The sequence below is a fragment of the Paenibacillus sp. FSL E2-0190 genome, from assembly GCF_037992965.1.
GTDB lineage: Bacteria > Bacillota > Bacilli > Paenibacillales > Paenibacillaceae > Paenibacillus_AQ > Paenibacillus_AQ odorifer.
Genome location: NZ_CP150306.1, coordinates 1,707,377 through 1,732,843, shown reverse-complemented (window position 1 = coordinate 1,732,843; position 25,467 = coordinate 1,707,377). Strand labels below are relative to the sequence as shown.

The following is a 25,467-nucleotide window of genomic DNA, read 5'->3' as shown; positions in this document are numbered from 1 at the left end:
TTCGACTGACTCCCACCATTCGGATGATATCTAGGGCATTTTGCCCTTATTAAAATAGTAGCCTTACCATATCTGATTATCCTTAAAAGAATGCTTATACTCATACCTACAAACTCTACCACTTTCTATTGAAACCACTGGACTAAATATCCCTTTTTCACATAGTGTACCCAATCCTTTTCTAGCCGTACGCGGATGAATTCCAAGCTCCCTCACCAAATCAACAGGCCGAATGTCCCCGCTCGAACGCACCGCAATTTGCAAAATATCACGCTCCAGTCGACTAAACGCCTCCTTCTCTTCTGTCCTTAAAGCGAGGTACGGCATCAGTAATGATCTCAACAAAAAAATAGTATTCTCAGGACTCGCTTCCAGATCATCATATGGTATCGCCACTACCCGATAACCCGCGATTTGTAGATAAGTCTCTCGATTCAATTCCTGCCGATAACGCGTCCGATCTGTGTTTTGCACATGTGGGCCGTAACCTTTTACCTCAAAAGCAAACTTAACCTGCCCAGGCTTCCACGCATAATCAACAAAATAAGGCCATCCCCGCCAATCCAACACTTCATATTCAGGATGAAGATCATTAAAATGACCCATCATTGGCCACCAGACCTTCTCCGCAAACATTCGCTCACCATGCCCATGTCCCCGCTCCAATCTCCCCCGTCTTTCTCCCGTTCTTCGACTAATATGATCTTCCACCCACTTACGATGTTCTTCCGTAAACCCCATAACATTCTCCTCCTCCTTGGCATAAAAAAATCCCGCACCCAATTATGGATGCGGGACGTACTTCGTCCTATTACTCAGAAGTATAGTATTCGCCTTCTTATGCTGTCAATGACACTCTACATTCAACGATAGCACTCAAGCTAAACATGCTTACCTATTAAAAAATCACATTGGTTAAAGTATATTGCATTAAAGTAAGTTCAGCTAGAGGCAGATCACTACAGTCAGTTCAGCTAGAGTTAGATCACTACAGTCAGTTCAGCTTGAGTTAGATCACTACAGTAGTCCAGCTACAGTTAGATCACTATAGTTAGTTCAGCTAGAGTTAGTTCATTACAAGGTTCAGTTACAGTTAGATCAGTACAGTTCAGTTAGAATTAACTCAGCAAGAGCAATCTTGGTTAAGTAAACTACATTTGAGTTAGACGACTAGATTTAGCTCAATATAGTAGGTTTTATATAGTAGGTTTTATATAGTAGGTTTTATATAGTAGGTTCCGTTAAAGTAATCTCGGTTTGACTAAGTTCCGCTAGAATAATATTATTCGACCTACCTTTTTGAAATTGTCCGAAATCGTCTCCCATTCTCCACTATTCACTGGCTATCGACCTGTGCTTTTTCTATTTAATTGTATTTCATGCAACTATTTAACTCTTATCCCCCTAAAAGTCCATTTAGTTGTACTTTCTACAACTAAAAAAGGAAACATTAGGTAGTTAAGCGTAAATGATCAAATTTAGATGTACAAAGTGCAGTTAACTGTTACTTTTCCTAAAACTACTGAAGTTTAACTGCACAAAATGCAATTAAAACTGAGTTCGAGATGAGGCTGACTGGATTGCGACTTAGTTGCATTGACTTAGCCGCCTAGTTATAACATTGCGACTTAGTTGCATTGACTTAGCCGCCTAGCTATAACATTGCGACTTAGTTACATTGACTTAGCAGCCTAGCTACAACATTGCGACTTAGCTACATTGATTTAGCGGCCTAGCTACAACATCGCGACTTAGCTACATTGACTTAGCGGCCTAGCTACAACATCGCGACTTAGCTACATTGATATAGCGACCTAGCCACAACATCGCGACTTAGCAACATTAATTTAGTGATCTAGCTACAACATCATAACTTAGCAACATTAATATAGCGGCTCAACTAGAGTGACATATTGCTCCCTCTTCACTGCCTTCCCTCACCTAGCAAATGTGCAGGCCGAGCCCCTAGCCCATAGGCATCAAAAGAGATCATTCCATCGTCCCCCTGACTTCGACACCCCAGCTTCAACCTGAGACGGGAAATCAATGACCTTAAATCCATTATCCATTATCCTTCACAACAACCTTTCACAGAAATGTCGGAGAGCGTTCTTTTGTTCCCTAACAAATCACCATTTACCGCATATAGCTTACGAAATCCCTGCTTATAAAGAATTCTCGCGGCTTTATTTCTTTTGTAGTAACTTCCTGCAAGAATTAGAACCGAGTCGCCCGGAGATAGACAGTGCTGCCAGACATAGGGTAACCGCCCCAGCGAAATATTTATCGAACCACGGATACTGTCCTTCTGGTAATCAACGGCATCCCTGACATCGAGCATTTTCATAGCCAATGATTGATCCGCTAATTCGCGAACCTCACGGACTTCTATATAAGTAAGTGAACGAACAGGCCAAGCATAACGCAAAAACCTCACAATACTAAAGACAATTAAAATACTCAGTAGGATCCGAACCATCATGCTCATATCATTACTCCCGTACCAAAAAATCATCCGTCCAAGCGCCTAATCCACCCGTCATGTTCACAACGTTATACCCCTTTTCACTCAGCAGCTCACAAGCCAGTCCACTACGGCCACCACTTAAGCACATCACAATTATCTCTCCATGAGAATCCAGTTCATCTGTGCGCATCAATAGCTGTCCAAGCGGGATATGTTTAGCACCCATTACATGTCCCTCCACCCATTCGGCGGGTTCGCGTATATCCAACATGGTAAGAGTCTCGCCATTCTTCAAGCGTTCCGCCACTTGCTGTGGGGTAATTTCCTTTGAAATTTTAAAAGACATCGAGCATCTCTCCTTCACCTTTATAAAAATAACTTGATTTACATATCACTATATCATAATATTACGATATAAGGATATTGTAAAGCGAGGTGTTCGTTACCATGGACAAAAATTTCAAAGCCTATAACCAAACCGCCGAAACCTTAAAGGCTATAGCTCATCCCGTGCGCTTGTGCATCATCAAGGGACTTCTGGAAAAGGGCAGCTGCAACGTGAGCTTCATGCAGGACTGCCTCGATCTTCCACAATCTACGGTGTCCCAGCATTTACAGAAGCTTAGATCACTAGGCATCGTTGAAACCGAACGTAATGGGCTGGAGATTAACTATTCTGTTAAAGACGAAAAAATCAAACATCTGATTCAGTTATTTTTAGGGGAGGAATAAGTCATCATGAGTAAAAAAATATTAATTGTTGGCGGTGTTGCAGGAGGCGCGTCAGCAGCCGCCCGACTTCGGAGATTAGATGAAGATGCCCATATTGTAATGTTTGAGCGTGATCCGTACATTTCTTTTGCCAATTGCGGACTTCCTTATTATATCGGTGGGTCCATTCAGGACCGCTCCAAGCTGCTGGTGCAGACACCGGAGGCGATGCATAAACGTTTTAACATCGATGTTCGGATTCAAAGTGAAGTCGTGTCTATCGACCCCGTGAACAAAAAAGTGCGAGTAGAAAGCATAGAAAAAGGCTCCTATGAAGAGAGCTATGATGCGCTTATTTTATCGCCAGGTGCTAAACCGATTCGTCCGAATCTGCCCGGTATCGAGAGTTCCCAAATACACATGTTGCGTAACATTCCCGACACTGACAAAGTCAAAGCTAAAGTCGCTGCGGAAGGCACACGTTCGGCCGTGGTGATCGGTGGTGGATTTATCGGTGTGGAAATGGCTGAGAACCTTAGAGAAGCTGGTCTGGAAGTTTCCTTAATTGAAGCAGGACCACAAATATTAGCTCCATTCGATACTGAAATGTCTTCTATTTTGGCAAAAGAACTCGACGAGCATGGTGTTAATCTTATTTTTTCCGATAGGGTCCAAGGGTTTGCTGAGGTGGGAGAACAAATACAGGTGCAATTAGCAAGTGGCACTGTACTGCAAAGTGATATGGTTCTGCTGGCTATCGGCGTTTCTCCGGATACCTCTTTTCTGAAGGACAGTGGCTTAGAATTCGGTCCCCGCGGCCATATTTTAGTCAATGAGCGGATGGAGACTAATCTGGATCAAGTGTTCGCTGTAGGTGACGCGGTTGAGGTGGTTGATTTCGTAAACGGAACAAAAACCGCTATTCCACTAGCTGGTCCTGCCAATAAGCAAGGGCGGATTGCTGCGGACAACGTCAGTGGTCTCGGCACAACTTACAAAGGATCACAAGGGACTTCTATTATAAAGGTTTTTGGAGTCACAGGTGCTTCTACCGGAAATAACGAAAAAACATTACAACGTTTGGGTCTGCCGTATCACGTGATTTATATACATCCAAGCTCACACGCAACCTATTATCCGGGGGCAACCCCGATATCTATGAAACTGATTTTTGATCCAAAAGGTACGGTGCTAGGAGCACAAGCTGTAGGTTACAGTGGTGTAGACAAACGTATCGACGATATCGCTACAGTTATTCGTTTTAGAGGTACGGTCACTGATTTGACGGAGTTGGAGCTATCTTATGCCCCTCCTTATTCTTCCGCTAAAGATCCGGTGAATATGGCTGGATTTGCCGCTGAAAATATTTTGCATGGTTTGACTACGGTATTCGTCCCTAAGGATTTAGAAGGTCGTGACAAAAACAATACCATTTTAGTTGACGTACGTTCGGAAATCGAACATGCTAATGGTCATATTGAAGGGTCTATTAACATCCCTGTGGATGATCTGCGTAGTCGGCTAAGCGAGCTTGACTCTAGTAAAGAAATTTGGGTGTATTGCCAAGTTGGACTCAGAGGCTACACCGCTTCCCGGATTTTACAGCAAAAAGGTTACCGTGTGAAGAATCTGACCGGCGGTTATAAAACCTATCAGATGAGCCAATTTACGCCTAAAAAAAAAGATAACTTGACGCCAAACGTTGGTACACCAGCAGCCAGTAAAGAAATCGCAGCAACGGGAGCAATGACGGAGACTGGAACTGGAACTGGAACTGGAACTGGAACTGGGACAGAGACTGGAACTGGCACAGTTACACCAACCGTTAACGCTACAGCTTTCACAACACCTGATTCCGTGCTTGATGCCTGCGGACTGTGCTGCCCAGGGCCGCTGATCCAAGTTAAAATGAGCATGGACCCGCTCTTGGACGGGCAAGTCCTGAAGGTCACTGCTTCCGATCCCGGATTTTATGAGGATATCAAGGCTTGGGCTCGTATGTCCAACAATACGCTTTTGCAGCTAACAAAGCTGCCTACTGGCATGATCGAAGCTTATCTGTGCAAAGGAGTTATCGAGACTTCAGCATCAGCACCAACCGGAGCTTGCGCACAAGTAATTCAAACTAGCAATGCAAGCACAATGGTTGTTTTTAGCGGGGATTTGGATAAAGCGATCGCTTCCTTCATCATTGCCAACGGAGCAGCATCCAGCGGCAAAAAAGTCACAATGTTCTTTACCTTCTGGGGCCTCAATATTATCCGCAAGGATGAAAAGGTGCCTGTGAACAAGAACTTCATCGGTAAAATGTTCGGTGCCATGATGCCACGCGGCAGCCGGAAGCTGACGCTTTCAAATATGAACATGATGGGCATGGGCTCGAAGATGATCCGCTCTCTAATGAAGAGCAAAAATATCTCTTCCTTGGAGGAATTGATTCAGATGGCTATCGACCAAGGTGTGGAAATCGTCGCCTGCCAAATGTCCATGGATCTTATGGGCATCACTCGTGAAGAACTGATTGACGGTGTCGGAATCGGCGGCGTTGGTTATTACCTCGGCCAAGCCGATCAGTCGGGTCATAATCTATTTATCTAAATACCTTACCGCCGCAAAGAGACTCCTCTATTTAAATAGAAGAGTCTCTTTCGTATATAAAAATGAACTCACGAGAATCGGTGATATAGATTTGAATAACCAAATGCAGAAATTGGCTGGATCTGGATACAGAATCTAAAACCTGCTATCCTATTTAATAGGCATTCATCCGAATAACGACCTATTTCAGGTAAATAAAGGAGATTAAATGAATAACCCGATACATATTCTTGTTGCTGAGGACGACAGCGACATCAACCGATTGCTGTGCAACATTATCAAGAAAAGCGGCTATATTCCCCAACCTGCTTACTCGGGAACGGAGGCACTTCTCTATCTGGAGCAACGTCAATGGAGCATGCTGCTACTGGATCTGATGCTGCCAGGCATGTCGGGTGAGGAACTACTTGAGAAGATTGCCGGGCGGGATGATATGTCCGTAATTATCATTTCTGCCAAGGGTGAGCCCCAGACCAAGGTGTCCGCCCTGCGGGCGGGGGCGGATGATTTCATTACGAAACCCTTCGACGTTGAGGAAGTCTCTGCACGGATCGATTCTCATCTGCGTTTGTATTCGCGGATTACGCAATCGGCTTTGCCTAACGTGCTCCAGCATCAGGGTCTTGTACTTCATCGAGAGGCGATGTCGATTACGGCAAATGGTGTGGAACTGACGCTCACAGCTCTAGAGTTTGAAATTCTCTCGTTACTTTTGTCAGCCCCCAAAAAGGTGTTTACGAAAGCGAATTTGTATGAAAGAGTCTGGCACGAGCCATATTACGGGGACGATAATACGGTCAATGTCCATATGAGCAACTTGCGCAGCAAGCTAACCAAGGCCGCACCAGGAAGCGAATTTATCGAGACGGTATGGGGCATAGGTTATCGGCTCAAGCCTTAAGACATTCTTAAGATTTGGCTTTAGCTCTTCTTATGTTTTCAATTCTATACTTGGTCTATCACGAAAAGGAGGCCAAGACGAGATGTACGAGTATGTATTAAAAACAAATCAGCTATCCAAAAAGTTCAAGGGCCATACAGCGCTGGACAAAGTCAATTTGTCAATCCGTAAAGGCTCTATTTATGGTTTTATTGGACAAAATGGAGCCGGAAAATCAACATTAATCCGGATTGTGACCGGACTTGCTTTTCCGACTCAGGGGACGATCGAGCTGTTCGGAGCCAGTGAAGAGCAAGCCCTGATCCAGGCTCGTAAGCGAATCGGCTCGATTATCGAGAGTCCCGCTTTATTCCCCCATATGACTGCGAGTGAAAATTTAGAAGCAAACCGGATTCTACGTGGTATTCCCGGCAAAGATTGTGTTCCTAGAATGCTAGAGCAAGTTGGACTGCAGGGCGCCGGAAAGAAGAAAGCCAGAAATTTCTCACTTGGAATGAAGCAGCGGTTAGGTCTTGCCATCGCCTTACTGGGAGATCCAGAATTTCTGATTCTGGACGAGCCAACTAATGGGTTGGATCCGATGGGTGTCGTCGAAATGCGCGAACTGCTCAAGCGACTAAACCGTGAGCTAGGCATTACGATAATGATCTCAAGTCATATTCTAAGTGAGCTGCATTTAATGGCAAGTCATTATGGCATTATTCATCACGGTCAGTTGCTTGAACAACTCACTGCGGAGGAATTAAACGAGAAATGTCAGCAGTATTTATTTATCAAAGTGGATGATCCGGGCAAGGCAACAGCCGTCATTCAGAACGAGCTGGGTACGGCCGATTTCGAAGTGATGCAGGATGGAACCATCAAGTTGTATAGCCGTATTGAGCAGCCAGGCAAAGTATCAACAGCGTTATTCAATGCCGGCCTCGAGATAGAGAAGTTTATGCCTATGGGTGAAGACTTGGAAAGTTATTTTACAAAGCGGATTGGGGGGAACCCAAATGTATAATCTGATCAGAGTGGAGTTTTTCAAGCTCCGTAAGAATAGATCATTTTGGACTTTTCTATTGGCACTTTCCGTTCTCTCGCTTGCTTACCCATTGCTATATTATTTTGATCATCGGTCCAATGGGGAACCTCAGATCACCGGCGCTGAATTTCTGACTACCTTTATTTCAAGCAATGCCTACATTATTAAATTCGGCGTAGCCATTCTGGCTGGATTCTTTATCTCAAACGAATATTCCACAGGGGTCATGAAGACGATCGCCTCTTCGGGCAACACCAGAGGGCGGCTGTTCGCAGCAAAACTAATCGTATTCGCAGTTGGAGCCATGGCGATTTCGCTCGTCTTTCCTATTGTCAGCACAGTCGAAGTCACGCTGCTTTCGGGTTTCGGTCATCTGCCGGAAGGAAGCACTACACTTTTTATACCGCGAGCCCTCGGGCTAACGTTATTGTACACGGCTGGTTACGCAGCCATCGGGGCGCTGTTCACCGTAATCCTAACCGACAGCGGCAAAACTATCGGCTTCTCAATGATTTTCTTCCTTATGATCGATACGGTTTTGGCTAGTATAGGTTCGAAGATCTCTTTCTTTAGTAATTTGTACGATTATTCCATCTTCAAACGGGTGAGCGATATCGGTAAGCCCAGTATCGACAGTGGAGATTGGCCAGCACTTCTACTCGTGCCGTTGTTGACAATAGCCGTTTCCGGGGTACTCGGTATTCTCGTATTCCAACGAAAAGAAATTAAATAACACAAATAGGAGGTGCAGGAGAGTGTTGCTTATTCTGACAATCATATTGTTTGCGGCAGGAGCTCTCCTGCTTTTCCGTTTGTTGATGTTAAGGCGAGAACTAGGGCGGATAACAGGGCAATTGCATACCTACAACGAGCGAGCATCCGGTAAAAAAATTGATGTGGCTCTATTCGACCAGAAGCTTGAGGCGCTTGCAGGACAAATCAATCGTCAATCTGATTTAATCGTCGAAGCGGACGCCCAGCGAAAACGTGTCGAACAAGAATTCCGTCAGGCTGTTACGAATATCTCACATGATATCCGTACACCCCTCACCTCCATCTTCGGTTATATTCAACTGTTGGAGGATGAGTCTATTACCCCTGATGAAAAACTTGAATATGTTTCCATCGTTAAAAATCGGACGAAACGGCTGCAGGCGCTGCTGAATGATTTTTTTGAGCTTTCCTTGATCGAATCGCTAGATTATCCTCTACATACGGAAAAGCTTGGGATGACGGCCCTGCTCTCGGAAATTCTGGTCGGATTTTACGATTCTTTCAACGAACGCAATATTACACCGGATATACGACTACCTGAGGAAAATGTATCCGTATACGCCGATGAATCCGCTGTGCGGAGAGTTGTCGAAAATTTACTTGTCAATACGGTCAAACATGCGACCGGGTATGTAGAAATCCATTTCGAACGACAGCAGGAAACAGCTGACTTAACAATTGTAAACGATGCGAAGGAACTAGTCGGAAGCGATATTAACCTCTTATTTGACCGATTCTATACCGCAGACCGTACCCGATCTTCTCAAGCTTCCGGGCTGGGTCTCTCCATCGCCAAAAGTCTAATGAATAAAATGGGTGGCACGCTGACAGCCGAAATGGAGGGTGAGAAGCTGATAATGACCTGCCGTTGGAAACTAGGCGATGCTGGCATTAGCTTGGCTACTTAATTCATTTTATAGTTGGTCTAGACTAACCATTGTTCTAACCCGTTTATGGAAGGTAGCTCATTCCCGATAGCCAATGGCCTACAGGTTTTTCCGGACTTCTTCGAACTGATCTCCCACCCGTTCAGGTTCATGGTTCTGAACAAAACTTTATCGAGAAATTATTCAATAAAAGGGTCTCTGAATTTACGAAGCAACCTCCCGGCTATGAATTCTATTTAAAAACACTTATGTTTGAGCTGCTTATTTATATTTATCGCCACCAGGAAGCTCGTGCCTTGTTAATCAATACTGCCTTTAAAGTAGCCAAGATAGCTGAAAATGTTGGATTTGATAATATGACTCACTTTGGTCGGGTATTTAAGGAAATCACCGGGCTTTCTCCACTAAAATACCGCCAGACTTATAAGATAGAAAGTCCATGATGTATCTACGAAAAAGGAGCAGCTGCAATCATTTTTATTACAATATCTAAACCAAAAAGACTCCTCTATTTATATAGAAGAGTCTTTTTTTTGTTACGACAGGCTAACGGATTATGTTTAAAATCTAACTCAGCAAGTTTAGGCTTGCTTCTTCAAGCGAGGGTATAAGAAATTTATGATCGATTGGCGATGACATCACGATCAGAATCGTGTAAGTACCGTATTTGTCACATTGATTTCCGAACTCCTCGAGGGCTCGTGTAGAGTCGGTTACTACCTTCAATAAGTAGTTGTGTTCCCCACTTATACGGTAACATTCGACGACATCAGGACTTGAGCGGCAGAAATCAAGGAATGCATTACAATCCCTAGAATGAAATAACATGTAGGCAGCTGCTTGTTTCCCAATCTTTTCAGGAGAAATTATGGTGCGATATTCGCTGATGATGCCTTTTTCCTCCATACGCCTAACTCTCTCCGTAACCGCAGGTTGCGATAAACCGACACATTTGCCCAGCTCTGTCATAGAAATTCTTGCTTGATTTTGAAGATGGAAAAGAATTTGCTTATCAACATGGTCCATCAAAATCGCCTCCTTTAAATTTAAGGTTTTCTATATTAACTAGATTGTAATTAACCGTTATAAAGCTAATTTAGCTTAGTTGCCTTATGTAATCAAGATAACTTGTTATATATAATAACCCTACAATAGTAAAGTGTTCTTGACTTTAACTATTCCGAAGGGATGAAGACCGTTGAGTATATTGGATTCAAATAAAATAATTACAGAATGTTTATCAGGTCGCATCGATAGAGTAATCGATCGAACCCTCGCTGACAAGCGCTTGGTCGGTGCTGTCATTAAAGTGGCGATAGATGGGGAACTGGTTTATAGCCGTGCTGCCGGTTTTGCCGACCGCGAGCTAGGCCGACTTATGCGAGAAGATGCCTTATTCCGGCTCGCTTCAGTTACTAAACCTATCGTTTCAACGGCAGGCCTAGTATTAGTTGCGCAAGGTCGTCTACAACTGGACGACCGCGTTGATCGTTGGCTTCCAGAGTTTCAGCCGCGTTTGCAGAATGGCGAGTTCGCTTCCTTGACGATTCGTCATTTGATGACGCACACCGCGGGCCTGTCTTACCGATTTTTCCAAGAAGAGAAGGGTTCCTATCAGTCAGCAGGGGTATCAGATGGTATGGATCAGTCCGGCATCACATTGGAAGAGAACCTGCGCCGTCTTGCCTCTGTCCCCCTCCTTTATACGCCAGGTACCGAGTGGAAATATTCCATCGCGACAGATGTGCTGGGAGCAGTAATTGCAAAGGTCACAGAAACACCGCTCAGTGAGGCTGTACATTCACTCGTGACCAAGCCGCTTGGCATGAGCGACACGGGTTTTATTGCAGTCGATCGAGAACGGCTGGCCACTTCCTATGCCAATGATACTCCAGAGCCACGGCCCTTACTTGATCCTGACAGTATTGCCTTTGTGGAGGGAACGGCTGGGTTCCTGCTTGCCCCTAGCCGAGCACTTGACACTACTGCCTATCCTTCTGGAGGAGCTGGCATGGTCGGCAGCGCCGGAGATTTTTTGCAACTGCTGGAAACATTACGTAAGGGCGGAGCGCCGCTGCTACCGGAGTCACTGGTTCACGATATGACGACCAACCAGATCGGTGATCTGCCAATGGCCTTCTGGCCAGGACGAGGCTTTGGCCTAGGCATCACGGTACTAAAGGATCCTGTCGCCGCAGACACTCCAGAATCTCCGGGTACTTGGCGCATGGGTGGTACTTATGGTCATTCGTGGTTCGTAGATCCCAAGCAACGCCTCAGTGTCGTCGCTTTCACTAATACCGCATTGGAAGGCATGTCGGGTCAGTTTACTGTAGACCTTTGTGATGCCATTTATGATAGACGTAATAAATAGAGCATGAACACAAGAAGCCTGGGTCCGGAATGAACCAGCCTAGGCTCTCTGTCCAGTAGACCCTATTCGTCGTCTATATCATTGAGTTTGCTAAAATTATATAAGAGAGGGGCCTCTCTATGAGCCAAAACACATCTTCTGCCACACAAAGTGCCCCCAGCACTCCCTCTTCTGAACGTCTGCCATGGGCTGGATTACTCGCCTTAGCTATGACGGGGTTTATCTGTATTCTTACCGAAACGATTCCGGCAGGCTTGTTGCTCCAAATAGGTGAGGGGCTTGGTGTCTCCGAGGCCCTTGCCGGTCAACTTGTCACTTTGTATGCTCTTGGTTCCCTGTTGGCCGCGATTCCCTTAACTACCGTGACGCGTGGATGGCGGCGGCGACCACTGCTACTAATGTGCATCCTTGGTTTTCTCATATTCAACACCGTCACCACTTTTTCTTCCAATTATATACTTACGCTAACAGCTCGGTTCTTCGCCGGCGTATCCGCTGGAGTCTTATGGGGCATGATAGCAGGTTACGCCCGGCGCATGGTGCCGGAGTCACTCAAGGGACGAGCAATGGCGGTAGCGATGGTTGGCACACCTCTCGCTCTGGCACTCGGTGTCCCTGCTGGAACCCTTCTTGGCACCCTTGTAGGCTGGCGCTCTATCTTCGGGTTCATGTCGCTATTAGCTCTCATGCTGATCGCTTGGGTATTTTGGAAGCTACCGGACTATCCAGGAGAAGCCCCTGATAAACGGCTCCCTCTCTACAAGGTTTTTGTTATTCCGGGAGTACGGCCGGTATTGTTTGTCGTTCTGGTATGGGTACTAGCACACAACATCTTGTATACCTATATTGCCCCCTATCTTACTCAGGCCGGGCTAACCCAGCGGGTTGACTTGGTATTGCTTGTTTTCGGCATTACAGCGCTTGTTGGCATCTGGGTCATCGGTATTTTGATCGACCGCAAACTACGTCCATTGGTTCTGATCAGCCTAGCTGCTTTTGCCTTGTCATCCATTGTACTAGGCATTAGTAGCAGCCAGCCCATAGTGATCTATTTAGTGGTTGGTGTATGGGGGTTGACGTTCGGAGGAGCAGCTACTTTGCTACAGACAGCCGTTGCCGAAACCGCTGGCGAAAGTGCGGATGTGGCCCAATCGATGCTGGTGACGGCATGGAACCTAGCTATTGGCGGTGGCGGAGTGATAGGCGGAATTCTTATTGAAACACTTGGTGTCCGCTCCTTCCCGTGGGTAATGTTTATACTATTGATTCTTGCGCTGCTAGTAGCGTGGCGCGCTAAAGATTACGGATTTCCTTCAAGGAAACGTTGAGGCACACCTATCGAGTTTATGGGTAACGGTATCCAGACAAGAAATTTACACAAATAAGACCAGTGGCACATATTAGATAGGACTAATATGTGCCACTGGCTTACTTCTACTTAGTAGCCAATGTATTAAATTCTTGCAGATCCTTGGCTAAATCTTCTTCCGTGTATTTCCCTTGGCCGAAACCGATCATTGCCCGCAGCGGCATATATTTCATCATCGCCATGTACATTTCCGGGTTATCATCCATCGCACCCTCTAAGCCAAAAACACTGCTGAATTTCTTCACTTTTTCCGCTGTCCGTGGATTATCCAGCAAATCACCAATAGTACTATTCCGATGATAACGCATCGTAAGCGGATTGGTCGATTCCACTCCGATACAAGTTGTCAGACGAATATCCCGCGATGATGAGCCAATAGCAATTTCAAAATTTCCACTTTCCACATGCCAATCACCAATGTTAACGTTGTAATAAGCAAAGGAGCGTTTATCTAACTCAAAGGCTACCTCCTGCTCTTCTTCAGGCTGAAGCTCTAGCTTCTTGAAGCCTTTTAGTTCCTTCAGTGGACGGATCACGCTGCTCTCCACATCACTAACATAGAGCTGAACGATTTCTTTTCCTGCGCGAGTGCCCGTATTTTTAACAGTAGCCTTAACCTGAATAGTCTCGGTGTCCTTTATGCTGCTCTTGGAAATTGTTAAATGACTGTATTGAAACTCTGTGTAGCTGAGACCAAAGCCGAAAGGAAACAGCGGTTTTATCTCTTTTTTATCATAATAACGATAACCTACGAACAAACCTTCCTTATACTCTACCTTATCCCCTTCCCCCGGGAAATTAAGAAAGGATGGATTGTCGCTCAGCTTCATGGGGAATGTCTCTGCCAGTTTACCGCTTGGGCTGACCTCTCCAAACAATAAATCTGCTACGGCACCCCCAAACGCCTGCCCACCTAGATAACCCTCAAGGACTCCTTTTGTTTTATCAATCCAAGGCATCTCTACAGGTGAGCCATTACTGAGTACAACAACGATATTACTCTGCACCTCAGCTACCACATCGATCAGCGCTTTATGGCTCTCTGGAAGAGACAAGTGGCTGCGATCATAACCCTCTGACTCATAATTATCCGGCAGTCCAAGGAACAACACCGCTACATCACCTTTTGCCGCTGTTTCTCGTGCCTCTTGCAGCAAAACCTCATTAATCTCATCATGCTCCAGTTCATATCCTTGGGCATATAGCAGCTCAGCAGACCCCGCAAGACCTCTCATCTCTTCAAAAGCATCATCCAATTGAGTTGGATTCACATGCGAGCTTCCCCCACCTTGATAACGCGGATTTTTAGCAAATTCCCCAATGATCGCAATAGTACCTTGTTTAGATAAGGGTAGAACTTCCTCCTCATTTCTAAGAAGCACCATGCTTTCCCGCGCCACTTTCCGTGCCAGTTGGTGATGCTCTTCAGCATTAAATGAAGTATTATCTTTACGATTGTCTACCGCCTTAAAAATAAAAGTGAGCAGCCGCTCCACCGCAAGGTCTAACGTTTCTTCAGCTAGTTCCCCACCTTGCACCGCTGCGACAATCTTGGCATCGCCAAGTCCTCCCGTTGACGGCATTTCCAGCTCCAGCCCTGCTTGCAGCGCCTTCACTCGCTCATTGACCGCACCCCAATCCGAAACTACAAATCCTTCGAAACCCCATTCATCTCTAAGAATCCGCGTTAGAAGCGTTTCACTCTCAGAAGCGTATTCACCGTTAACCCGGTTGTAAGAACACATTACGCTCCAAGGTTGACTGTACTTAACTGCACCTTCAAAGCTAGCCAGATAAATCTCCCGCAGCGTCCGTTCATCAATAACCGCATCTACCGACATTCTCCGGTGTTCCTGATTATTGGCGGCAAAATGCTTAAGCGAGGTGCCGACTCCTTCGCTTTGCACACCTTTGACATGGTTCCCCCCCATCTCCGCAGAAAGATAAGGGTCTTCCGAGAAATATTCAAAGTTACGACCGTTCAGTGGAGAGCGTTTAATATTCGTCCCCGGTCCCAACAGAACAGCAACGTTTTCTGCCTGGCACTCCTTACCAAGCGCCTTCCCCACTCGCTCAATTAGTTCCCGATCCCACGAAGAAGCCAACCCTGCTGCTGAAGGAAAACAAGTTGCGGGAACACTGTTATGAAGCCCGAGGTGATCGGCACTCTCTTTTTGCTTGCGTAAACCATGGGGTCCGTCCGTTACCATCAAAGAAGGGATTCCGAGTCGTTCAATCCCCTTGGTATGCCAGAAATCAAGCCCTGAACAGAGTCCCGCTTTCTCCTCAAGGGTCAATTGTGATATGAGTTCATGAATTTTGGTTTTCATAAAAATGCCTCCTCTGAATGTATACTATCCCCATTTTAATATACTTCATGCTTGATTTATGGCATTATTATCGTGTTTTTGGTATTCTTGTTAGGCGAGGAGGTCATAACATGTTAGATCATTTGGAGGATAAGGAAAGAGTCCAATATATCTGTAAAGTGATGTATGAGTCACAGCAAATTCCCGTGTTCCTGCTCGACGCCAATCGGGAAATTGAATTTGCTATGCCTTCCTCAATCGAGTGCGCCCCTTGGGTTCATAACCTTAATGAGCCACTTTCTGAAATTACTAAATCTTTTAATCGTGAGAACAACTCTAATGGCAATGGACGAACTTCTACCATACCCATCGTTCGTACCACAAATTTTCTAGAGAATTACATCATTCTCCATTTACCCTCAGACAACAGTAACGAGGGAAGCATTGTGATTGGCCCTTCATTGTATGCTCAACCTACGGAGGATAATGTGGCAAGTCTGATGCGTGATCATGAAGTTCCCCTTAAGTTTCAGGAGCAATGGCTTAACTATTACCGCAGCCTGACCGTGTTAAATAAAATGAGACTATACCATACCGCTATGCTGCTATACTCGCTCGTTACTGGAAAAACCTTGACCCTTAGCGAACTGCTGCTGGACTCCCGCATTCTTGCCTATAAACAACTGCCCTCAGGCAGTTTGGATTTGGATATTTCTTATCGCCGTGAGAATACGTGGCTGCACCACGAGCCTATGCTAGAAAAAAATCTCTTTCACTATGTCAAAAAAGGCAATAAAACTGAGCTGCTACGCGTTCAAGCTTCGTTCTCCGAAGAGAGTTACGGGCTTCTCTCTAAAAGGAGCCAATTACGTAACAAAAAGAATCTGGCAATCTCTTGTATTACACTCGCTACACGTGCAGCTATAGATGGAGGGCTGTACTGGGAAATTTCTTATACCCTAAGCGACTTTCATATCCAGCATATCGAAGAACTAAAAGATATTCCCGCTGTAGATCATGCCGTTCTTTATGCCCTTTGCGATTTCGCAGACCATGTCAAAGAGAGCCGGATGGCGAAACTGTCGCGCACCGTGGCTCTCTGTCAGAACTATATTTTCAATCACCTATATGAGGAACTTTCCTTAGATAGACTGGCTGAGGTTGCAGGATTAAATAGAAGTTATCTCTCCCTATTATTTAAGAAGGAGACCGGCATCACCATCAGCGATTTTATTCAATTGGAGCGGATTGAAGAGGCAAAACGACTAATAGAAGTACCAGAGATAAGCTTATCGGACATCGCCTCACGCCTACATTTTAATGATCAGAGCTACTTTACCAAAGTGTTTAAGAAATATACCGGAATCACCCCTAAACAATTTAGAACAAATAGGGAAAACACACTTTAAGAAAAGTAGACACAACAAAAATTCTAAATGGATATGAAAATAGCAGCTGACATCACAGCTCTGTGATTGCTGCAAGAACAGTATTGTTGAAGTAATCAACATACATATTTTTAAATGGCTTCTGGTGATCCAGCTCTACGGATAAATGAACCGTCACTGTCTGATAAATCGGATCCACGCAGAGGAAAGGACCTGCCGCTCCCCAGTGTGAATAGGCATCTGCAGAGAGCAGATCTCCGCCGTCACGCTTCGTGCCATTAATCGCCCATCCGTACCCCCAGTACGCTTCAGGGAAAACTTCGTCTCTATATTGTGAGGATACGCCCGGAATTTGATTGCGGGTCATTTCTTTTACTGTTACCGGACTAAGCAATCGTACTCCGTTATAAATTCCGCCGTTAAGGAACATCTGGCCAAAAACAGCCAAATCCATAGCCGTTGAGTAAGCGCCGCCCCCCGCAGATACAGAATTCAAATTGTATTCACTGTCTACCCATTCCGCGCATGCTGCCTCAGGGGCACGTCTAACTACTCTGTTCCGCACTTCCTTTGGCACACGATAATATGTATTTTCCATTCCAAGCGGTTTAAAAATAGTTTCCTTTACGAATACATCATAAGCTTGTCCACTAACACGCCGTATAATTTCACCCAATAGCTCATAACCATATCCACAGTAAGACATCACAGTACCTGGCTCATGGCTAAGTGGTGCATCATAACCGCCATTAACCTCAATTCCAGAGGTATGTGTCAACAAATGATGTACGCATACCTTTGTTTTGTTCTCCCCTGTAAATTCGGGGATGTAATCAGAAACCGGCCTGTTTAGGCCCACTTTCCCTTGTTCCACTAACATCATAATAGCGGTTGCAGTAAATAGTTTTGTGATGGAACAGAGTGGAAATATAGCATCCGCTGTTAAATCTGCTGCGTCTGCTTCAGGTCCGAATTTCCCATTCGCTTGATGGACCAGCAGCGTCCCCTTTCTCGCAGCAACAATAACTTGCGCAGGTGTGATATTGTCTTCAACCATTTGTGCGGCGGCTGTACGAATGCGCTCCACACCAAAAGCCGAGACACCCGCCTGTTCTAAAGAATTAAATACTAACCCTCTCATCGGTAGCCCTCCAATATGATTCATTTAATACATATATAAACTATTATACAAATATATTAAATAATCCTGCTAGTTTACTATTATCCTGTGACTGAATTGTTGAGTTTCTATTAACTATTTGCTAAAAAAACTAAAGCTGACCCCGGTTTCTCCCGAAAATCAGCTTCAGCTTAGTTTTTGCTAAGTTACCGCTACCTTAAAAGCATCCACATTAAATGTTGTCCCGTTGATGGATAATGTGGCATTGTAATAACCCCGATCGCCATTTGTTTTGCATTTATATTCCCCAGAACATCCACATACGAAAAATTTAGTTTTGTTGTAACCGGGATATATATTACTAAGCTTTCGGTAAAACAGATGTCCATGATGCGTAAAAATAGCTAACACCTTATCTCTCACTTTTGTAGGAATGGATGAAAAAAACTTATTCGTCTCCGATGCGCTTAATACATGGGTTGGGTCCACCGTAATCCCACTTACTTTGAGAGGCCAATGAAAATCTATAATATAATAAAAACTATCATCTAAATTTCTCAACAAATTTATACTACCCGGAGTAAACCGTCCAAGCGCACAATTAAGCCATACATACTTGACCTTCCCCTGCGTACCCGGAAAATTCATTTGACCTTCAACAGCACCTAAATATTGTGTGAATAAGGACTGTGTGCTTGCCTCCCAATTTCCTATAGATGCTTTATAAGGAATACTCCCAAGCGTGCTTGTTACCGTATCCTTGAAGTCCTTGTAGTAAGCATTCGCATTATTTCCATGATTAGCTCCCGCTTGCGTATTATCTCCTCCAAAAATAACAAATCTCTTATTCCCGTTATTCACAGCTTTAGGCAAAAGATTACTAAAAATGCTTGAGCTGTTTCCATACCCCACATGACTATCACCAATAACCGCAAAGTTAATGATTTGCGCTTTTGCTTTAAGAATTAAACTACGTTTAGGCTGCAGTCTGGAGGCAGGTCTTCTTTTCCTACTAGGTTTCACCTGTCTTTTCATCTTAGATTCACCTCTTTTAAAATGGATGAAGGATCATAGTAGTATTTATATTCGCTTGACCTTAGGGACTCTTGGACCAATGGATTCATCTAGGAGATTAGTTTCTCTTCTACTTTGTGGTCATTTATGCGGCTTGTCCCAAACGAGAGATGTTATAATTAGTCCCATAGAAGTGAAGAATATAATACCATTCATAGAATTATAGGTAACGGAGGCTTAAGATTTGAATAACGTAGTCCCAGAATGGGCGGAGTCCCATTTCCCTTTATATACCGCTGATAGTATTCAGTCGATGTATGGAACCTCAAATCTGCCAAGACTTCAGATTCATGAGCATTCAACCGTCCTACTAGCTATTGCTGCTGGCAAGGGTATGCTTGAGGTCAATCATCAGACTTATGAGCTAATGGAAGGCATTGTCGTCCTTCTCCCCGAGAATACTTACGCCTCTCTAATTACAAATCGCCAGCAGCCGCTTCATGCTTATAAGCTTTCAATCCGGATTCAAGAACAGACACGAGCACTGCCCTCCAGTGCTATGACGCGGACAAGCCAACTGACATCCAATTCAAATATGCTGTTGTTTCCTCATGAACCAGCCATTGTATCTAATATGAAGGAATTGTATCTTCACCGGTTGCCAGATCGTGAAATACGTCATGTGCAGAACCAGATCCTGTTCCATCAGATCCTTCTTCAATTGCTGGAGCAGCAGGAAACAAGATTTGAAGTGAGTGAGCAGCCCTCAATGGAACGCAGTATCACATACTTAGAGAATCACTTCAGTGAAAAAATATCACGTGAGCAATTAGCTGCAATTGCGGGTGTGAGCGGTTCACATTATTCAACGCTATTCAAACAATTCACGGGCTTTACCCCTAATGAATATCTGTCCAGGTTGAGAGTTCACAGAGCGAAGGAACTACTGCTTAATAGTTCAAGCACACTAAGAGAAATTGCTTTAAAGGTGGGCTACAAGGATGAGTTCTATCTTAGTCGGCGCTTTAAGCAGCAGACCGGCGCATCTCCTTCAGGCTATAATCTTATCCCTTTCCAACGTGTAGCGGTGATGCTCACTCCCTATGCCAGTCATTTGCTGCTGCTTGGCCTGGAACCTGCAGTTACCATTTCAGAGAGCAGCGAGTATTTAAATCTTTCTGACCAGGAACCACCACAGTCTATGAAATTCATCCATACGAACAGCTCGGCTGAGCAGATAAAAGCGTTATTACTGGAAGCAAACATTGAATTGCTTATTGCAGCCACACAACATCTGGAAGAATTCGGCTTGAACGCTGAGCAGCTGCGGGCGGTCGCTCCTATTGTTGAAATCTCTTGGCAGGAACTAGGATGGAAAGACCACTTGCGCTTGATCGGCCGTGCCATTCACCGTAGCGAACGTGCTGAGCAGTGGCTGGACGATTTTGAACAAGAGGAGCTGGAAGCTCGGGCCGTGGTGCAGCAAAGCGCGGTGGCTAACGAGATTGTAACCCTTCTGGTCATTAAACCAGATGGACTACTCGTATACGGGGCAAGAAATGTTGGGTATGTGATCTATCAATCGCTAGGTCTCAAGGCTCCTGCCTTGATTGAGGATCAAATAAATAAACTCGGCGACCAGTTTCATTCCCTTGTGATTGACGTCTCTGAGCTGGAGGCTTATGCCGGTGACCGATTGTTAGTCACTGTATTTCCAGACGCAAAAGGCTCCACTGCACACAGTGAAGAAATCTTCCACTCCTCTTATTGGAACCAGCTTTCTGCTGTGCAGAACAAGAAGATCCATCTGCTTAATCTGGATGAATGGGTGCCTTATAATCCAGTTTCCATTCGTTTGCAGCTTGGACGTGCGGTTGCATTATTCGAAGGCCAATAATAGTCCAAGTCTTTTTTCCAACAAAAAGGCATGGTTAGGCACATAAGTGATCCCTATAATGATTACAAATGCGAATGATTCTCATAATCAATCTATGGCACAGCCTGGGATTCATTAAATAATGGAATTATTCACGGAAACATAGTCATTAAAAGGGGAGAATTATTTAAATGAGAAAGATATTTATTCCGTTTGTACTTATTTTAGGGCTTGCCCTTAGTGCTTGTGGGGGAAATCAGGCGAAGAATGAGGTTAGTCCTACAAATAGCCCATCCTCGGCTCCTGCTGCGGAGTCAGAAAGTGCGACTTTTACTTATGAATCGGAAAATGGACCTGTTGAAGTTCCGACACATCCTCAGCGTGTCGTTGTCCTCACTCGATTTTTAACAGGTAATGTTATGGCTCTAGGTGTACCTGTTGTAGGCGTAGATGAAATGTCCAAAACCAATCCGCGCTTTGAAGAGCAATTGAAAGATGTAGAAGCTGTAAGTGATGAAAGTCTGGAGAAGATCATTGAGCTGCAGCCGGATCTGATTATCGGTCTCTCCGATATTAAGAACATCGATAAATTCAAGCAAATCGCACCAACGGTTACTTATACTTATAATAAAGTTGATTACTTAACCCAACAGCTGGAAGTCGGCAAATTGGTGAACAAAGAAAAAGAAGCCCAAGCTTGGGTAGATGACTTTAGTGCCCGCACCAAAAAAGCGGGTGAGGAAATCAGAGCGAAGATCGGCGAGGATGCAACTGTCTCTGTCATTGAAACCTTCAATAAGCAATTGTATGTATACGGGTATAACTTTGGCCGCGGAACTGAACTCCTCTATGGGGACTTCAAGCTCGGTATGCCGGAGACAGTAAAGGAAGGCACCAAAACAGATGGTTACGTGGCCCTCTCAACAGAAGTGCTGAAGGATTATCTAGGCGATTACGTTATTTTCAGTAAAAATGCGGATGAAGATAATTCCTTCCAGGATACAGAAATCTACAAGAGCATCCCAGCTGTCAAAAATAATCATGTTTACGAAGCTGATGCCAAAGCATTCTATTTTAATGATCCGCTTAGCTTAGAATATCAACTGGAATTCTTTGAAAAAGCTTTCTAGGAAAATAATAAAGATGACTACGAAGCAAACTTCCATTCCATTCTTTTATAAGCTGCTTGGTAGCGTGCTGGTAATGGTTATTTGCCTCGTGATCGCGATGTTATTCGGGGCTAAAGAAACCACCCTCCATGATCTGTGGCTTGCCATCACTTCAAGTTCAACGGCAGACAATGTCCTCATTCTTCGTGAGATCAGGCTGCCGCGTGAACTGGCCGCCATGCTGATCGGCGCCGCCTTTGCCGTATCCGGTGCTATTATGCAAGGAGTTACGCGCAATCCGTTAGCCGATCCCGGCCTGCTGGGGTTAACTTCAGGAGCTAATATGGCACTGGCGCTTACCTTCGTATTTATGCCGGGGCTGAACTATTTTGGCACCATGATTGCTTGCTTCTTCGGCGCTGCTCTGGGAGCCGTTCTGGTTCTTATTCTCGGCTCCGTGCGCCAAGGTGGCTTGTCTCCGATCCGTATCGTACTCGCTGGTGCTGCGGTATCTGCATTCCTATATGCTATCGCAAGTGGTGTCAGCATTGCCTTCAAGATATCCAAAGATGTATCCATGTGGACTGCCGGTGGGCTTATCGGCACAACTTGGGGCCAGCTTCAGGCCATTGCACCTGTGATCCTCATCGGGATCGTGGTGGCATTAATATTTTCTAACCAGCTGACTATTCTTAGCTTGAGTGACGAGGTAGCGATCGGATTAGGACAAAACCTTGTTTTGGTTAAAGGGATTCTGTTCACGCTCATTATTCTGCTGACTGGCGCATCGGTCGCTCTAATTGGGGACATGGCTTTTGTAGGGCTAATGATTCCGCATATTGTCCGCAAAATAGTCGGCACCGACTACCGCTATATTCTGCCGATTTCAGTATTCACTGGGGCATCCTTCATGCTACTTGCAGATACGATTGGACGTACAATCCATGCCCCTTATGAAACGCCGATAGTTGCTGTCGTGGCTATGCTAGGACTGCCTTTCTTTTTGTTCGTTGTTCGTAAAGGAGGACAAACACTCTCATGATTTCCTCTGCTCCAGTACGAAAACAACGTCTTATCCTCTGGGTATGCACCGGACTGATCCTGCTTACGGCTATTGCCAGTATGGGAATCGGCTACTCTTCCCTGTCTTTTGACAGGCTGCTTCCCGTTCTCTTCGGTCATGGAACCTTTAAAGAGGACTTTGTATTATTTTCTGTGAGACTGCCACGTATTCTAATTACGCTACTGGCAGGAATGGCCTTGGCCTTATCTGGGTCGATTCTGCAAAGTGTTACCCGAAACGATCTAGCAGACCCCGGTATTATTGGGATTAACTCCGGGGCAGGTGTGGCTGTCGCTGTATTTTTTCTCTATTTCCCGGTTAGCGTTGGAACCTTCATTTATGCGTTGCCGCTGGTTGCTTTTATAGGGGCTATAATTACGGCAGCATTAATTTATCTTTTTTCATATAGTCGGACTAGAGGGCTTGATCCTATTCGGCTAGTTTTGGTCGGGGTCGGATTTTCCCTAGCGCTGTCGGGAGTTATGATCGTAATCATTTCATCCGCAGATCGTGCCAAAGTTGATTTTATCGCAAAATGGATTGCCGGGAATATTTGGGGTACAGATTGGCCCTTCATTTGGGCTTTACTGCCTTGGTTATTACTGCTAGTTCCCTTTACCCTGTACAAATCGCTGCGACTCAATCTGCTCAGTCTGAGTGAGGTATCAGCCATTGGTGTCGGTCTGAATCTGGAGCGCGAACGTATCGTCCTGATTCTTGTCGCCGTCGCAGCTGCCGCCTCCGCGGTATCCGTAACAGGTGGAATCGCTTTTATCGGATTGATGGCACCACATATTGCGAAATCGTTGGTCGGTCCGCGCAATCAGATGTTTATTCCCGTCGCAGTATTGCTGGGTGGCTGGTTGCTTCTGATCGCGGACACCGTTGGCCGCAATCTCGTCTCCCCTGATGGCATCCCGGCTGGGATCATGGTAGCGTTGATCGGCGTACCTTATTTCGCTTATTTATTGATTAAGAAATAAATAAGCATATAGAAAAATCAAAAAGAGGTAACTCAGAAGCCATGAATGGCTATTGAGTTACCTCTTTTAGTTAGAACACTCATTATTAAATCTTCATATCCTTACCCGTATAGTCTACAAACATGAATTGACCTTCCGGTATAGTCCGCTTCTCGATCAAGTCCATGATGCCCTCAGCACTTTGGGTCGGATTCGTTGGCGCCTCTGCCCCGCCCATATCCGTATGCATCCAGCCGGGATGTACGCCGAGTACTTGTACCCCGCGTTCTTTTAAATATACATGCAGCTGCTGTGAGAACATATTAAGTGCCGTTTTGGAGATGGAATAAGGATAGTCTCCGGAATAAGCATTAGTAATGCTGCCTGCTTCCGACGATATGTTGATGATCGAAAGCTCGGGTTCAGTGAGTAGCGGCAAGAAATGCTTAACCACTCGCATCGGTCCATAAAGATTAATATCCATCGTGGTAAGCATATCTTGGAAATCCAGCTCTTCAATCTGTGTGTCCCTTGCAGTCAGTACGGCCGCATTATTGATAATGGCACCAAGCGTCCGGCCTTGTCCTTGCAGATTTGCAGCAATTGCCGCGATTCCTTCTTCATCCGTCACGTCCAGCTGGGCCACAGTCAGCTTCTCCCCGTAGGTCGCAGCGAGCTGAGACAGTGCTGTTTGTTCCTGATCGGGACGGCGAACCCCGGCAATGACTCCATGCCCCCGCTTCAATGCCTCAGCCGCCAGCTCATAACCTAGTCCACGTCCGGCACCAGTAATTAGAATATTCACTATACATCCTCTCCTTTATCTTTATCTTTATCTTTATCGTTCTCCAGCAGCTCCACAATCACCTTTAACTCCTTGAACGTGTCCATATAAGCATAACGCCCCCCGGTATACTCGCCCTTTTGCTGGAGTGGGAACCCTTTGCCTTCGAGCAGCATAATCTTCTCCTTCATTCCTTCAACCACAAAAGCAATATGATGAGGTCCCTCACCATGTTCATTCAAATAATCACGCCATGTACTGGGCTGCTGGTCTGGCTCAATCAGTTCAAGCTGCAGGGAGCCCATATCAAAAAAAGCCAACTTCCCCCGCGCCACCGTCGCCTCGCCATTATACCGAGTCTGCGCCTGATCTTCTGTATCTGTAACGATAATTTCCGGCTTTTCCAGTCCAAAAAACTCCGCATAAGCCGTGCTTACCTTTTCAACATCATTCACCAAAATTCCAATCTGCGTAACAAAATGATTCCCCAGCCATCCTGACATGTACCCTACCTCCCATTTGTCTGACAAGTCCACCATACCGATTCTTTGAAAAGGCTGTCAAGCCCGAAAAGAAATCGCTCCGGGCCAATGAAAATTATCCAGAGAAAGCTCAGCCGACTTCGGCACTATCAAAGGCATTTTTGCCTCTCTTTCCTCCAAATCGCACACTTTCGTCGCTATCAAAGGCATTTTTGCCTCTCTTTCCTCCAAATCGCACACTTTCGGCGCTAT

Annotated in this window: 23 protein-coding genes; 14 read left to right on the top strand and 9 right to left on the bottom strand. The window is 45.2% G+C overall.

Features of this window, described 5'->3' with window-relative positions; all coding sequences use genetic code 11:
- Positions 1-63 precede the first annotated feature (63 nt).
- The 3 genes from NST25_RS07460 to NST25_RS07450 all read right to left on the bottom strand — a co-directional run bounded on the left by NST25_RS07460 (position 64) and on the right by NST25_RS07450 (position 2,813).
- Complete coding sequence (locus NST25_RS07460; protein ID WP_340393691.1) at positions 64-741, bottom strand: hypothetical protein; 678 nt, start codon at positions 739-741, stop codon at positions 64-66.
- Positions 742-2,068: 1,327 nt separating this feature from the next.
- The gene (locus NST25_RS07455; RefSeq protein WP_076185312.1) at positions 2,069-2,488 is read right to left on the bottom strand and encodes a rhodanese-like domain-containing protein; all 420 of its coding nucleotides are present in this window, start codon (positions 2,486-2,488) and stop codon (positions 2,069-2,071) included.
- 4 nt (positions 2,489-2,492) lie between these two features.
- Positions 2,493-2,813, bottom strand: coding sequence for a rhodanese-like domain-containing protein (locus NST25_RS07450; RefSeq protein ID WP_076185313.1), 321 nt, complete (start codon positions 2,811-2,813; stop codon positions 2,493-2,495).
- A gap of 101 nt (positions 2,814-2,914) precedes the next feature.
- On the opposite strand from NST25_RS07450, the gene NST25_RS07445 reads away from it, so the two are divergent.
- The 7 genes from NST25_RS07445 (at position 2,915) to NST25_RS07415 (ending at position 9,808) form a co-directional block, all read left to right on the top strand.
- The gene (locus NST25_RS07445; RefSeq protein ID WP_036675735.1) at positions 2,915-3,199 is read left to right on the top strand and encodes a metalloregulator ArsR/SmtB family transcription factor; all 285 of its coding nucleotides are present in this window, start codon (positions 2,915-2,917) and stop codon (positions 3,197-3,199) included.
- A gap of 6 nt (positions 3,200-3,205) precedes the next feature.
- On the top strand, positions 3,206-5,776 hold the full coding sequence (locus tag NST25_RS07440; RefSeq protein ID WP_340393687.1) for an FAD-dependent oxidoreductase: 2,571 nt from the start codon (positions 3,206-3,208) through the stop codon (positions 5,774-5,776).
- 208 nt (positions 5,777-5,984) lie between these two features.
- Positions 5,985-6,677, top strand: a complete 693-nt coding sequence (locus NST25_RS07435; protein WP_076125214.1) for a response regulator transcription factor — start codon at positions 5,985-5,987, stop codon at positions 6,675-6,677.
- 82 nt (positions 6,678-6,759) lie between these two features.
- The gene (locus tag NST25_RS07430; protein WP_340393685.1) at positions 6,760-7,683 is read left to right on the top strand and encodes an ABC transporter ATP-binding protein; all 924 of its coding nucleotides are present in this window, start codon (positions 6,760-6,762) and stop codon (positions 7,681-7,683) included.
- Positions 7,676-8,437 carry an ABC transporter permease gene (locus NST25_RS07425; RefSeq protein WP_340393684.1) on the top strand — a complete coding sequence of 254 codons (762 nt, stop codon included), beginning with the start codon at positions 7,676-7,678 and terminating at the stop codon, positions 8,435-8,437. Before NST25_RS07430 ends, NST25_RS07425 begins: the two co-directional genes overlap by 8 nt.
- A 22-nt stretch (positions 8,438-8,459) precedes the next feature.
- Complete coding sequence (locus NST25_RS07420; protein ID WP_340393682.1) at positions 8,460-9,386, top strand: HAMP domain-containing sensor histidine kinase; 927 nt, start codon at positions 8,460-8,462, stop codon at positions 9,384-9,386.
- Positions 9,387-9,613: 227 nt separating this feature from the next.
- Positions 9,614-9,808 (top strand): helix-turn-helix domain-containing protein, encoded by a 195-nt coding sequence (locus tag NST25_RS07415; protein ID WP_076193432.1) that lies wholly within the window; start codon positions 9,614-9,616, stop codon positions 9,806-9,808.
- Positions 9,809-9,932: 124 nt separating this feature from the next.
- Here the strand turns inward: NST25_RS07415 and NST25_RS07410 are convergent, their stop codons facing one another.
- Positions 9,933-10,391 (bottom strand): Lrp/AsnC family transcriptional regulator, encoded by a 459-nt coding sequence (locus tag NST25_RS07410; protein WP_076185318.1) that lies wholly within the window; start codon positions 10,389-10,391, stop codon positions 9,933-9,935.
- Between the two features lie 172 nt (positions 10,392-10,563).
- On the opposite strand from NST25_RS07410, the gene NST25_RS07405 reads away from it, so the two are divergent.
- Both NST25_RS07405 and NST25_RS07400 read left to right on the top strand, forming a co-directional pair.
- Entirely contained in the window at positions 10,564-11,739 is a 1,176-nt protein-coding gene (locus NST25_RS07405; RefSeq protein ID WP_248547722.1) for a serine hydrolase domain-containing protein, read from the top strand.
- A 119-nt stretch (positions 11,740-11,858) separates the two neighbouring features.
- On the top strand, positions 11,859-13,067 hold the full coding sequence (locus tag NST25_RS07400) for an MFS transporter (RefSeq protein ID WP_076185319.1): 1,209 nt from the start codon (positions 11,859-11,861) through the stop codon (positions 13,065-13,067).
- A 106-nt stretch (positions 13,068-13,173) separates the two neighbouring features.
- Here the strand turns inward: NST25_RS07400 and NST25_RS07395 are convergent, their stop codons facing one another.
- A complete protein-coding gene (locus tag NST25_RS07395; protein ID WP_340393678.1) occupies positions 13,174-15,438 on the bottom strand; it encodes a glycoside hydrolase family 3 C-terminal domain-containing protein in 2,265 nt (754 codons plus the stop codon).
- A gap of 110 nt (positions 15,439-15,548) precedes the next feature.
- On the opposite strand from NST25_RS07395, the gene NST25_RS07390 reads away from it, so the two are divergent.
- The gene (locus NST25_RS07390; RefSeq protein ID WP_340393676.1) at positions 15,549-16,826 is read left to right on the top strand and encodes a helix-turn-helix transcriptional regulator; all 1,278 of its coding nucleotides are present in this window, start codon (positions 15,549-15,551) and stop codon (positions 16,824-16,826) included.
- Between the two features lie 52 nt (positions 16,827-16,878).
- Here the strand turns inward: NST25_RS07390 and NST25_RS07385 are convergent, their stop codons facing one another.
- Together NST25_RS07385 and NST25_RS07380 are read right to left on the bottom strand one after the other, a co-directional pair.
- On the bottom strand, positions 16,879-17,946 hold the full coding sequence (locus tag NST25_RS07385; RefSeq protein ID WP_340393673.1) for a serine hydrolase domain-containing protein: 1,068 nt from the start codon (positions 17,944-17,946) through the stop codon (positions 16,879-16,881).
- Between the two features lie 180 nt (positions 17,947-18,126).
- On the bottom strand, positions 18,127-18,960 hold the full coding sequence (locus NST25_RS07380; protein ID WP_076220365.1) for a metallophosphoesterase: 834 nt from the start codon (positions 18,958-18,960) through the stop codon (positions 18,127-18,129).
- 223 nt (positions 18,961-19,183) lie between these two features.
- Here NST25_RS07380 and NST25_RS07375 point away from each other — a divergent pair, with 223 nt between their 5' ends.
- The 4 genes from NST25_RS07375 (at position 19,184) to NST25_RS07360 (ending at position 23,970) form a co-directional block, all read left to right on the top strand.
- Complete coding sequence (locus NST25_RS07375) at positions 19,184-20,836, top strand: AraC family transcriptional regulator (RefSeq protein WP_076279579.1); 1,653 nt, start codon at positions 19,184-19,186, stop codon at positions 20,834-20,836.
- Positions 20,837-21,006: 170 nt separating this feature from the next.
- Positions 21,007-21,945: an iron-hydroxamate ABC transporter substrate-binding protein gene (locus NST25_RS07370; RefSeq protein ID WP_340393670.1), complete on the top strand. Its 939-nt coding sequence runs from the start codon at positions 21,007-21,009 to the stop codon at positions 21,943-21,945.
- A 13-nt stretch (positions 21,946-21,958) separates the two neighbouring features.
- Positions 21,959-22,966: an iron ABC transporter permease gene (locus NST25_RS07365; protein ID WP_076185325.1), complete on the top strand. Its 1,008-nt coding sequence runs from the start codon at positions 21,959-21,961 to the stop codon at positions 22,964-22,966.
- Positions 22,963-23,970: an iron ABC transporter permease gene (locus NST25_RS07360; RefSeq protein WP_076125241.1), complete on the top strand. Its 1,008-nt coding sequence runs from the start codon at positions 22,963-22,965 to the stop codon at positions 23,968-23,970. The genes NST25_RS07365 and NST25_RS07360 overlap by 4 nt, the downstream gene beginning before the upstream one ends.
- An 85-nt stretch (positions 23,971-24,055) precedes the next feature.
- On the opposite strand, the gene NST25_RS07355 is transcribed toward NST25_RS07360, so the two are convergent.
- Complete coding sequence (locus NST25_RS07355) at positions 24,056-24,754, bottom strand: SDR family oxidoreductase (protein ID WP_340393668.1); 699 nt, start codon at positions 24,752-24,754, stop codon at positions 24,056-24,058.
- Positions 24,754-25,236: a VOC family protein gene (locus NST25_RS07350; protein WP_340393667.1), complete on the bottom strand. Its 483-nt coding sequence runs from the start codon at positions 25,234-25,236 to the stop codon at positions 24,754-24,756. The genes NST25_RS07355 and NST25_RS07350 overlap by 1 nt, the downstream gene beginning before the upstream one ends.
- Positions 25,237-25,467 lie beyond the last annotated feature (231 nt).